The organism is Janthinobacterium sp. TPC_1, from assembly GCF_056037845.1.
In genome coordinates, this window is record NZ_CP195157.1 from 3219595 (window position 1) to 3231615 (window position 12021).

General features: G+C 62.7%; 6 protein-coding genes and 4 pseudogenes. 6 read left to right on the forward strand and 4 right to left on the reverse strand.

The window, feature by feature from the left end:
* Positions 1–56: 56 nt before the first annotated feature.
* A pseudogene (locus ACQVLG_RS15755) lies at positions 57–248 on the reverse strand (ATP-grasp domain-containing protein); the annotation flags it as partial.
* On the opposite strand from ACQVLG_RS15755, the gene ACQVLG_RS15760 reads away from it, so the two are divergent.
* A complete protein-coding gene (locus ACQVLG_RS15760) occupies positions 159–746 on the forward strand; it encodes a hypothetical protein (protein WP_474295877.1) in 588 nt (195 codons plus the stop codon). The pseudogene ACQVLG_RS15755 and the gene ACQVLG_RS15760 sit on opposite strands and share 90 nt — an antisense overlap.
* Before the next feature lie 390 nt (positions 747–1136).
* On the opposite strand, the gene ACQVLG_RS15765 is transcribed toward ACQVLG_RS15760, so the two are convergent.
* The 3 genes and pseudogenes from ACQVLG_RS15765 to ACQVLG_RS15775 all read right to left on the reverse strand — a co-directional run bounded on the left by ACQVLG_RS15765 (position 1137) and on the right by ACQVLG_RS15775 (position 3798).
* Positions 1137–1853 (reverse strand): TIGR00266 family protein, encoded by a 717-nt coding sequence (locus ACQVLG_RS15765; protein WP_102295010.1) that lies wholly within the window; start codon positions 1851–1853, stop codon positions 1137–1139.
* 187 nt (positions 1854–2040) lie between these two features.
* Positions 2041–2615: pseudogene (locus ACQVLG_RS15770) on the reverse strand (TerD family protein).
* Between the two features lie 101 nt (positions 2616–2716).
* A pseudogene (locus ACQVLG_RS15775) lies at positions 2717–3798 on the reverse strand (DUF475 domain-containing protein).
* A gap of 248 nt (positions 3799–4046) precedes the next feature.
* Between ACQVLG_RS15775 and ACQVLG_RS15780 the strand changes: the two are divergent.
* The 5 genes and pseudogenes from ACQVLG_RS15780 to ACQVLG_RS15800 all read left to right on the forward strand — a co-directional run bounded on the left by ACQVLG_RS15780 (position 4047) and on the right by ACQVLG_RS15800 (position 12008).
* A complete protein-coding gene (locus ACQVLG_RS15780; RefSeq protein WP_230542284.1) occupies positions 4047–4472 on the forward strand; it encodes a divergent PAP2 family protein in 426 nt (141 codons plus the stop codon).
* A 240-nt stretch (positions 4473–4712) separates the two neighbouring features.
* Positions 4713–5888: pseudogene (locus ACQVLG_RS15785) on the forward strand (efflux RND transporter periplasmic adaptor subunit).
* 3 nt (positions 5889–5891) lie between these two features.
* Entirely contained in the window at positions 5892–9113 is a 3222-nt protein-coding gene (locus ACQVLG_RS15790) for an efflux RND transporter permease subunit (RefSeq protein WP_230542282.1), read from the forward strand.
* Positions 9114–9295: 182 nt separating this feature from the next.
* Positions 9296–10801, forward strand: coding sequence for an efflux transporter outer membrane subunit (locus ACQVLG_RS15795; protein ID WP_474290079.1), 1506 nt, complete (start codon positions 9296–9298; stop codon positions 10799–10801).
* A 34-nt stretch (positions 10802–10835) separates the two neighbouring features.
* The gene (locus tag ACQVLG_RS15800; protein ID WP_474290080.1) at positions 10836–12008 is read left to right on the forward strand and encodes an efflux RND transporter periplasmic adaptor subunit; all 1173 of its coding nucleotides are present in this window, start codon (positions 10836–10838) and stop codon (positions 12006–12008) included.
* Positions 12009–12021: the final 13 nt, after the last annotated feature.

A 12021-nucleotide genomic window follows, 5' to 3' on the forward strand; every position in this document is an offset into this window, starting at 1 on the left:
CCCGACATGCGCGGGTTGATTTCCAACAAAGCCAGGCCGTTCGCGCCTTCGCGGAACTGGATGTTGAAGACGCCGTTCAGGCGGTAGTCGCGCGCCAGCTTGTCGCAGGCGGCCAGCAGGTCGTCGCGCAGTTCGATCAGCTGGCCGCTGCCGCCTCCATGCAGCTTCTTGCGCGGCACGGCGCAAATGAGCTTGCCCTGGTCGGCGACGCAGTCGGCGCTGTATTCGTGGCCGTCAAGGTATTCCATCAGCAGCAGGGTTTTAAATGTACCCATCTGCGCCAGGCCGTTGCGCAGCTCTTGCGCATTGATCTGATACGCGGCGCCGGCCAGCAGCAGCTGGGCGCTGGTGCGCTCTTCATCGAGTATGGCAAAGCCCAGCGCATACACGGATTCGGACGGCTTGATGCACAGCTTGCGATGCAGCGGGCGCAGTTCGGCGTAGGCGGCGTCGTATTCCGCGATGGTGGTCACGGCGCGGTAGTCGGCCGGACGCGCCATGGGCAGGTCGAGGCCTTCGCAGAAGCGTGCCTTGTCGTGCATCAAGGTCAGTGTCTCTTCGCTGGCCACGCTGAGCACGCGCGTGCCGATGGCGGCGAAGCGCGCGCTGGCGCTGCCGATCAGGCCCGCTTCCTTGCCGGGCCAGAAAATCGTGATATCGCGCTCGCGGCAAAATTCCAGGCACCACTCGACATAATTGTGGCCCGTCAGTCCCGACGGTTCGACCACATATTCGTGGGCCGATAAAAAGGCGGCCGCATGCGCATTCGTATTGCTGCACACGATGTGATAGCGCGGCGCGCCATTGGTCGCGGCAATATCGGCTTCGCGGATCAGGCGCATGGCCGTGCCGACCGAGGAAAATGTTTTGTTGAACCAGACTCTTTGCATGTACGGGGGACCGGGTAAAGAAAGGGGAAGCCGCGCGCAGGTGCGCGCGCGGGGAGTCTAAGCGACCAGACTTAACCTGGCCTTAGATTTTTTTGAACTACAACGTTGAGCAGCAGCAAACTAACAGCGCCTGACAAAACCGTAGCGAGCGGAAGGAAGAGGTGGCCGAGAAGCGCAACCGTACTCAAGTACGGTGAGCATCGCAGGCCGCCTATGCCGACGCGCAGTAGGTTTGGTCAGGTGCCTCTAACTAGCTTTGCCGCTGGCTGTCCATTTCAGGAATGCATCGCGGTTGCGCGAGCAGATGAACACCTTGCCCGAGCCGGAAAAGCGCAGCACGATGCCTTCGCCGCTGGTCACACTGTTGACGATATTGCCGAGGAAGCCGCCGATGCCGCCGCCGCTGGCACCGCCGCCCGTGGTCACGGAAATCTCGTATTTCAGGCTGTTGTCCCAGCACACCACGTGGGAATTGTCGATCACGACGTCCTTGCCCGGTTCGACGTCGAGCTGGAACATGGAGCCGAAGCCCGACACCACCACTTGCCCCGTGCCGGCCGTTTCCATGACGAAGAAGCCGCCCGACTGGGCGAACAGCGCGTTGCCGATGCTTTGCGTGCGCACTTTCATTTCCGTGCCCGAGGTGGCGGCGACAAAGGCGCCGTCGTTGAGCAGGTACTGGCGCGCGCCCACGTCGACCACTTCGATGGCGCCCGGCAGGGTGGGCGAGAGCAGGCAGTCGCCGCTGCCGCGCACCGCTTCGATATGCTGCTGGAAGAACGATTCGCCGTTGGCGAAGCGGCGCATGATGGCGCTGCCCAGGCCGCCCGTCATCTTGCCCTTCAAATCGAGCGCCGTTTCCATCATCACCATCGCATCGGATTCGCAATAGATGGTTTCGCCCTGCTTCATGCTGACGTGGAGGAAGGGATCGACGTCGCCCGTGACACTAAATACTGGCATGATAAATCTCCAAAAAAAAGCCGCCTGAACTGTGCAGGCGGCATTAATGATATGACATTAAGATAATTCACCTCGGAAAACCGTAGCGAGCAAGCTCGATTTCGGGTTAAGTCGCGCAGCTGTACGGAGGTACAGCGAGCAACGCAGGCCCGAAAGTGAGCGGCGCAGTAGGTTTAACGAGCGTGAATTAGGCGTTGACGCCGAAAGAACGGGCGAGGGGGCCCAGGCCGCCGTTGAAGCCCTGGCCGATGGCCTTGAACTTCCATTCGCCGTTGTAGCGGTAGATTTCGCCAAAGATCATCGCCGTTTCCGTCGAGCTGTCTTCGGACAGGTCGTAGCGGGCGATTTCTTTTTCGCCTTCCGCGTTCAGGCAGCGGATGAAGGCTTTCGAAACCATGCCGAAGTTCTGGCGGCGGGCGTCGGCGTCGTGGATGGTGACGGTGATGCTGATGCGGTCGATGTCGGCCGGCACGCGGGTCAGGTCGATTTCGATGCGTTCATCGTCGCCTTCGCCTTCGCCCGTCGTGTTGTCGCCCGTGTGCACGACGGAGCCGTCGGTCGACTTCAGGTTGTTATAGAAGATGAAGTCAGAGTCGCCACGGACTTTGCCGTCGCTTTTCAGGAGGAAAGCGCTACCGTCAAGGTCGAAAGGGCGCCGTCCGTCGAACGAGGATCCCAGCCGAGGCCGACGATGATCTTCTTCAGGTTCGGTGCTTCCTTGCTCAGGTTGACGTTGCCGCCTTTTTGCAAACTGATTGCCATGTGGTGCTCCTTAAAAAATTAAACTCGATCATGCATTCATGGGATGAGCGCATGAGACGCTCGTGCCATTACTCTCTCAATTGGGGGCGGAACCCCCGATTTCAAGCTTGTGCCGCGTGCCGTTTGCGATAACGCAAGGACGACCACAGCGAGACCAGGATGAAGGCCACGCCCGACAGGCCCGTGAACCACTCCGGAATATGGTACTTGACGGACGCCAGCATGATCAGGGCGAGGATGCCGATCGCATAGTGGGCGCCGTGCTCGAGGTAGACGAATTCGTCCAGCGTGCCCTTGTGCACCAGGTACACCGTCATCGAGCGCACGAACATGGCGCCGATGGCCAGGCCCAGCATGATGATGACGACGTCGTTGGTGATGGCGAACGCGCCGATCACGCCGTCAAAGCTGAACGAGGCATCCAGCACTTCCAGGTACAGGAAGCCGCCGATGCTGCCGCGCGCCACCGTTTTTACCAGGTCGCCATTGCCGTTTTTGGCCGGTGCGGCGCCTTCTTCCTCGTCATCCTGCAAGTCCGGTTCGCCTTCTTCCAGCAAGCCGCTGATCCAGTTCACGCCGATGTAGACGGCGATGCCGACGATGCCCGAGGCGAGCACGCTGTACTTGGCTTGCGCAGGGCCCATCGCCACGCAGGCGGCCACGGCGCCCATGGTGATCAGTACGGCCAGGCTTTCCGTGCCCAGCGCGTTGACTTTTTCCTCGGCCCAGCCCAGCCAGTGCAATTCTTTCTCGTCGTCGAACAGGAAGTTCAGGAACACCAGCAGCAGGAAGGCGCCGCCGAAGGCCGCCACTTGCGCATGGTTGTCCGTCAGGTGCTTGGCATACACATCGGGCGTGGTGGTGGCCATGGTCCACACGTCGACAGGCCCAGGCCTGTGGCGACGGAAACGATGACCAGCGGGAACAGCAGCCGCATGCCGAAGACGGCCACGAGGATACCTACCGTGAGGAACAGTTTTTGCCAGAATTCATTCCAGTGGCGCAAGACCGAGGCATTCACCACGGCATTGTCGAACGACAGCGATACTTCCATGACGCCCAGCACGCCCGTGATCCACAGGGCATTGATCAGGCCGGACATGCCGCCATGGCTGTAGCCCCACCAGCCCGACACTGCCATCAGGATAAAAGTGACTAAAAAGGAAATTCTGAAATGCCGCATGAGTACCCCGTTGCAAGTATGAAAGACGTTTGATTATCCGCGCCGCTGTGCGCGCCGCACTCAGTGTTGATATACGTCAATTGTTGTATATGCCATGATTTTATATTAGTTGCCGCCGGGGGCGGCGTTTTATAGGCCGACGACCGACAGTTCTGCTGGCGCGGATGATCTGCGATAATTGCGGCGCGCCCATCCGGCTGCCGCAGTCTCTTGCATACTCTCTACATATATATAAGAAGGAATACCCCGTGGATATCGCTTACCTCGTCACGCCCCTGATCACCTGGATCCTGGTCGGACCGATCAAATTTCTGATCAACAGTGTCCGCACGCGGCAATGGGCGTTCGGCCTGGTCGGCAATGGCGGCTTTCCCAGCAACCATAGCGCCGTCGTTTCCAGTATGGCAACCCTGATCGCCTTGCGCGAAGGCATAGGCCATCCCGCCTTCGGCGTGGCCGTGACCCTGGCCTTTATCGTCATCATCGACGCCAACAGCCTGCGCCAGCACGTGGGCAAGCAGGCGGCGGCCATCAACCGCCTGGCGGGGGAGGCGGTCAGCGCCGCACACAAGACCTTGCGCGAGCGCATGGGGCATACCCTGGTGGAAATCGCCGGCGGCCTGTGCACGGGCGTGGCGATCGGTTTCCTGATCAATTCCGTGTTTGCCCGCTAAGCATTTTTTTCCTGAAACGCAAAACCCCGCTTCAAGGCGGGGTTTTGCGTTTCAGGGCGTAAAAACTACGTTTCATCCATTGATTAAAGCATTACAGGAAACCGCCGATTGACATGCCCAGACGCGCTCATGGATACTTTGGCGCTTGTGGTTTTAATAAAAATAAATGCCTGCCATCGCTTGCCGGCCCTATCCGGGTCATCGGGACGGTCGTGGCGCTATCTATCCGGAGAATTACCCATGTTGCGCAAAACCCTGTTTGTTCTGGCAATCGCTTCTGCCCTGGCCGCCTGCGGCAAAGAGTCCAAAGATCCCGGCAAGGGTGGCAAGAATGCCAAGGAGCAGGCGGGCGCTGCCGTCAATCTGCTGGTGTCCCCGGAAGACTTGCTGACCATCCAGAGCAATGCGCTGGCGTCCGGTCCCGTGATCACCGGTTCCGTCCAGCCCGAGCGCAACGCGGACTTGCGCGCCGAAGTATCGGCCGTGGTGATCCAGGTCCTGAAGGAAAACGGCGAAATCGTCAAGCGCGGGCGACGTGCTGGTGCGTCTGGACGAAACGTCCATCCGCGACAGCCTCAATTCGGCCGAAGAAGCGAGCCGCGCCGCCAGCCAGGTGCTGGAACAGTCCGAACGCATGTTCCAGCGCATGAAAACCCTGCGTGCCTCGGGCATGACGTCGACGCAGGCGCTGGAAGACGCGGAAATCCGCCGCAACAATGCGCAAAGCGACTTGTCCGCCGCGAAGAGCCGCGCCGCCCAGGCGCGCCAGCAGCTGCAGCGCACGCTCGTGCGCGCGCCGTTCGACGGCATCGTGAGCGAGCGCAAGGTATCGAATGGCGATACGGCGCAAATCGGCAAGGAATTGATCAAGGTCATCGATCCGACCAGCATGCGCCTGGAAGGCCTGGTATCGGCCGACAAGATCGGCGTCGTCAAGGTGGGCCAGCCGGTGTTGTTCCGCATCAATGGTTATCCGGGACAGGATTTCGCGGGCAAGGTGCGCCGCGTCGACCCTGCCGCCGCCACACCGTCACGCGCCAGGTGGCCGTGCTGGTCGATTTCAACGACAAGGAACAACCGCGCGTGGCCGGCCTGTATGCGGAAGGCCGCATCGAGACGGAAACCGTCAGCGCGCTGATGATCCCCGACTCGGCCCTGGTGAAGGCGGGCGACGTCACGTACACGTGGAAAGTCAAGGACAAGGCCTTGCATAAAGCCACGCTGCGCATCGGCGCGCGCGACGTGCGCACGGGCCAGTGGGAAGTGCAAAGCGGCCTGGCCAGCGGCGACACCGTGCTGCGCACGCCGGGCTCGACCTTCAAGGATGGGCAGAAAGTGGAGTTGACGGCCGCCAAGGCCGTGCCAGCCGCCGCCGTGGCCAGCAGCAGCACCGCCGTTGCCGGTAAAGGAAACTAAGCCATGTTCCTTTCCGATTTCAGTATCAAGCGGCCCACCGCCACCATCGTCCTGATCCTGGCCATGATGTGCGTCGGTTTGCTGGCGCTCAAGAAATTGCGCGTCAACCAGAATCCGGACGTCGAAGTGCCGTTCATCGTCGTCAGCATTCCTTACCCTGGCGCATCACCTGACACGGTCGAGCGCGAAGTGGTGAACCGCCTGGAAAAGTCGCTGCAAAGCATTTCCGGCGTGACCGAGGTCAACAGCGACTCGAATGAAGGTTCGGCCAGCATCTTCCTGAAGTTTTCCTTCAATACCAATTTGATCGAAGCGTCCGACAATATCCGCAATGCGATTGCCGCCGTGCGCTACAAGTTGCCGACGGAAATGCGCGAACCCATCCTGCAGCGCATCGACCCGGCCGCCGAGCCGATCATGCAGCTGGCGCTGTCGTCGAACTCGCAAAGCCATGCGGAAATTTCGCGCCTGGCCGAAGACGTGCTGTCGGACCGCTTCCGCACCGTCGACGGCGTGGCGCTGGTCAACGTGGGCGGTTCGCTGAAGCGCGAACTGTCCGTGCTGTTGCGGGCGGAAAAGTTGCGTGAATACAATGTTTCCGTCAGCGACGTCGTCACCGCCTTGCGCAACCAGAACACGAACGCGCCCGTGGGCAAGGTGCGCGGCACCCTGGACGAGAAAAGCATCCGCCTCGTGGGCCGCATCGAGTCGCCAAGCGACTTCGAGAAAGTGGTGATCAAGCGCCGTGGCGAGGAAATCGTGCGCCTGGCGCAAGTGGCCACCATCGAGGACGGTTTTGCCGAAGTCAACAGCCTGAGCATGCGCAGCGGCAAGCCCAACGTGGGCATATCGATTACCCGCGTGCGCGACGCCTCCACCGTCAGCGTGGCCAACAAGATTCGCGACATGGTGGCGGAAATCAACAAGACCTTGCCGAAAGGCACGATCCTGCAAGTGACGCGCGACGGCGGCGAAAACGCCCAGCATAGCCTGAACAACGTGATCGAATCGCTGGTGCTGGGCGCCGTGCTGACGATTTTCGTCGTCTACGCCTTCCTGAACTCCTGGCGTTCGACCCTGATCACGGCGCTGAGCCTGCCCACGTCCGTGATTGCCGCCTTCATCGCCGTGTGGCTGTGCGGCTTTACTCTGAACTTCATGACCCTGCTGGGTCTGTCGCTGGCCATCGGCGTGCTGATCGATGACGCCATCGTCGTGCGCGAAAACATCGTGCGCCACATGCAGATGGGCAAGGACCGCCGCACGGCCGCGCTGGAAGGCACGGCCGAGATCGGTATGGCCGTGGCCGCCACGACCTTCTCCATCATCGCCGTCTTCATTCCCGTCGCCTTCATGCCCGGCATCTCGGGCGAATGGTTCCGTCCGTTTGCCTTGACGGTGACGTGCTCGGTGCTCGTCAGCCTGGGCATCTCGTTTACGCTCGACCCCATGCTGTCGGCCTACTGGGGCGATCCGGTCGAGGAACACTCGGCGCCGAAAAAGGGCATCGGCCGCGTGCTGGAGAAATTCAACCACTGGTTCGACCACCAGGCCGACCGCTATGGCCGCGTGATCGCCTGGGCCCTGCATCACCGCCGCTGGATGGCCGTGATCGCCTTCGGCAGCCTGGTGGGCGCCATCGTCCTGCACTCCACGCATGGCGGCACGAGTTTCTTGCCGGCATCCGATTCCGGCAATCTGATGATCAATGTGCGCACGCCATCGTCGAGCAGCATCGAGTATTCGCGCTTGAAACTGGAAGCGGCGGCCGTGCTGGCGCGTACCTTGCCTGAAACCAAGGATACCAACAGCTCCATCAATGCCGGTGGCGGCCGCGTGTATGTCGACATCGGCAAGCGCAACACCCGCAAGCGCTCGGCCAAGGAAATCGCCGTCGAGCTGCGCGAGAAGATGTCGCGCCTGGTGGGCGCCGAATACGTGGTGCAGGATGACTTGAGCAACGGTTCGCAAAAGCCGATCCAGGTGGAATTCACGGGCCCGGATTCGCGCAAGCTGATGGAAATCACGAATGCCTACATGGACAAGCTGCGCGCCATTCCCGGCGCCGTCGACGTGGGCTTGTCGGAGCAGGACCCGAAGAACGAGCTGCAGATCGAGCTCAACCGTGGCCTGGCCAACTCGATGGGCATTTCCGTCAATGACGCGGCGCAATCGCTGCGCGTGGCCTTTGCCGGCGTGGAAGTGGGCGACTGGGTCGATCCGACGGGCGAAACGCGCGACGTGGCCGTGCGCCTGCACCCCGACGACCGCGTGGCGTCCGAGAACATCGAGCGCCTGCCGATCAGCGTGACGGGCACCTCGCAAATGGTGCCGCTGGACCAGATCGCCACCATTACCATGGGCAAGGGCCCGTCCGGCATCGAGCACAAGAATGGCAAGCGCACGATCACCGTGTCGGCCAATGCGCAGGGCCGTTCGAACGGCGAAGTGACGAGCGATGCCATGAAACTGGCCAACTCCATCGACTTCCCGCCCGGCTACGGCCTGGCGCTGGGCGGCGCGGGCCAGGACCAGCAAGAGCTGTTCACGGAAATGCTGATCGCGCTGGTGATGGGTATCGGCCTGATGTATTTGATCCTCGTCATGCAGTTCGGTTCCTTTACGGCGCCCGTGGCCGTGATGATGTCCTTGCCGCTCAGTCTGATCGGCGTGGTGGTGGCGCTGGTGATTACCAACAACACCCTCAACCTGATGAGTTTTATCGGCATCATCATGCTGATGGGCCTGGTCGCCAAGAACGCCATCCTGCTGCTCGACGCGGCGCGCAAGCGAGAAGAAGAAGGCCATGGCCGCGAGGATGCGCTGATGTATGCGGGCCGCATGCGTCTGCGTCCCATCCTGATGACGACGTTCGCGCTGATCGCCGGCATGTTCCCCGTGGCGCTGGGCCTGGGCGAGGGTGGCGAGTTCTACCGTCCACTGGCGATCGCCATCATCGGCGGCACCATCACCTCGACGATTCTGACCCTGCTGGTCGTGCCGACCTTCTATGACAGCATCGAAATCGCCCGCGATGGCGCTGTGGCCAAGTTCCACCGCCGCGCCGCGCGCATGCCCGTGGCCGTGGCCATGATATTGACCTTGCTCGAATGCGTGCTGACCCTGCTGATGGTGCGCTTCGTCTACCGCATGCTGAAGAAGGCCGTGCTGTTCGTGATGGGCCGCCGCGCGCCGAAGGCGGCGTCGGTCAGCCTGCAAAAGTAAGTCTGGCAGCCTCGGCTGCGCAATCCTTGTGCCAGGTCAAAGAGCCTTCTTCGGAAGGCTCTTTTTACGTCTGGTGCTCTACAATCGTAGAACGGGTGGGCGGGTTCGCCAGCCTGGTATCGCGATACTTTTGCGATATTTTTCAACGGCAATGTGGCACGGCAACGTATCGGACCAGCACCATGTTCTCCAGCCTCCGGCAGCCCATACTCGGCATTCTTACAGTATGCCTGCTGGCCGCTTGCGCCGTCGGGCCGGACTTCCGGCGTCCCGCCGCCCCCGGCGGTGGCGACCGCTACACGCCGGCACCGTTGCCGGCGCAAACGGTGGCGGCGCCCGGTCCCGCCGGCCAGGCGCAGCGCTTCGTGCCGGGCCAGGATATTCCCGCGCAATGGTGGTCGCTGTTCCAGTCGCCGGCGCTGGACCAGCTCGTGCGCGGCGCCCTCGCGCGCAATCCCGGCCTGGCGTCGGCCCAGGCGGCCCTGCGCCAGGCCGATGAAAACTACCGCGCCCTGTCCGGCAGACTGCTGTATCCCGAGGTAGGCGCCCAGCTGGGCGCCAGCCGCGAGAAAAACAGCAGCCTGGAGGGCGTGGGCGGCGTCCTCAATTTGTACAATGCCTCGGTGAATGTGTCGTATGCGCTGGATGTGTTTGGCGGCAACAAGCGCCAGCTGGAAGGCTTGCAAGCCCTGGTTGACTATCGGCAGTATCAGCTGGAAGCGGTGTATCTGGCCCTGACGGCCAACCTGGTGACGGCGGCCATCCGCGAAGCATCGTTGCGCGCCCAGCTGCAAGCCACCGGCGAGATACTCGATGCGCAGCAGAAACAGCTGGACCTGATCGAACAGCAATTGCGTTTCGGCGCCATCAGCCGCGCCACGGTGCTGATCCAGCGCAACACGGTGGCGCAGACGCGGGCCAGCGTGCCGCCGCTGGAAAAAGCCCTGGCCCTGACGCGCCACCAGCTGTCCGTGTATGCGGGCCGCTTGCCCAGCGAGCCTGGCATGCCTGAATTCGACCTGGCATCGCTGCGCTTGCCGCGGGACTTGCCCGTTTCCCTGCCGTCGGCCCTGGTGCGCCAGCGCCCCGACATCCGCGCCAGCGAAGCGCTGCTGCAGCAGGCCAGCGCGCAGATCGGCGTCGCCACGGCAGCCATGTATCCCCAGTTCACCTTGACGGGCAATTTGGGGGCGCTGGCCACCAGTTTTCCCGCGCTGCTGCATGGCGGTTCTTCCGTGTGGGGCGTGGCGGCCGGGCTGGCCCAGCCCATCTTCAATGGCGGTGCGCTGCGCGCGGGGCGGCGTGCCGCCGTCGCGGCCTACGAGGGCGCGGCGGCCGATTACCGCGCCACCGTGCTGGGCGCTTTCCAGAATGTGGCGGATAGCCTGCGCGCGCTCGAGGCCGATGCCGCCGCCTTGCAGCAGCAAGCCGAGGTGGAGGCCATGGCCAGCGAATCGCTGGCGCTGAGTACGCAGCAATTCAAGCTGGGCGCCATCAGTTACCTGTCCTTGCTGGACGCCCAGCGCACTTATCAGCAGGCCAGGGTGGGCCTGGTACAGGCGCAGGCGGCCCGCTATGCCGATAGCGCAGCGCTGTTCCAGGCGCTGGGCGGCGGCTGGTGGAACCGTCCCGCGCTGGACAACGTTTCCGCCACGACCACCTTGCCGGTGGCGGCAGGCACGGATTGACTTTTGGACGCCGGAATAAACGGGGAGCGCATCCATGACGAAACGCAATAAGCGCATGCTCATCATGCTGGGGGCGGTGGTGCTGTTGATTGCCCTGCTGGCGCTGGGATTTTTCCTGCACATCCGCCAGCTCATGGCCAGTTCGCCCAAGCCCACGCCGCAGACGGTGTCGGCGACCATCGTCCGCAAGGTCGACTGGCAGCCGCATCTGTCCTCCGTGGGCACCCTGGTGGCCGTGCGCGGCGTCGACGTGACGAGCGAAATCGCCGGCCTCGTCAGGTCCATCCATTTCAAGTCCGGCCAGGAAGTGGCGGCGGGGCAACTGTTGCTGCAACTGAATGCCGATGCCGACCTGGCGCAGCTGCGCGCGCTGGAGGCGGCCGCGGAACTGGCCGCGTCCGTGCTGGCGCGCGACCGCCAGCAATTTGCCGTGCAGGCGATCAGCCAGGCGCAGGTCGACAACGACGCGGCCGACCTGAAAAGCAAGCAGGCACTGGCGGCCCAGCAGGCGGCACTGGTGGCCAAGAAAACCATCCGCGCGCCGTTTGCGGGCAAACTCGGCATCACCACCGTCAATCCGGGCCAGTACGTGAATCCCGGCGACAAGATCGTCACCTTGCAAACCATCGATCCCATCTATGTCGACTTCTATATTCCGCAAAAGCAGCTGGGCGGCCTGCAAGTGGGGCAAGCCCTGAATCTGTCCAGCGATGCGCATGCCAACACGGCGTTTGCGGGCAAGGTCAGCGCCATCAGTTCCAAGGTCGACCCCGCCACGCGCAATGTGCAGGTGGAAGCCACGGTGGCCAATCCCCAGCGGCAGTTGCTTCCGGGCATGTTTGCCAACGTCCTCGTGGAAGTGGGAGGGAAGAAACAGTTCCTGACCTTGCCGCAGACGGCGATCACCTATAACCCGTATGGCTCCACCGTCTTCGTTGTGCAGCGGGCCCCGGCCCCGGCCCCGGCCCAGGCCCAGGCGCCCAAGGCCGGCGCGCCGCCGCCGAAGGCGGGCGACCTGGTGGTGCAGCAGGTATTCGTGACGACGGGCGAGACGCGGGGCGACCAGGTGGCCGTGCTGACGGGCCTGACCGAGGGGCAGCAGGTCGTCACCAGCGGGCAGATCAAGCTCAAGAACGGCAGCCCCGTGGTGATCAGCAACGTCGTCGAGCCGCGCAACAATCCGCAGCCCACGCCGCAGGAACATTGAGTCGAGGCGCCGC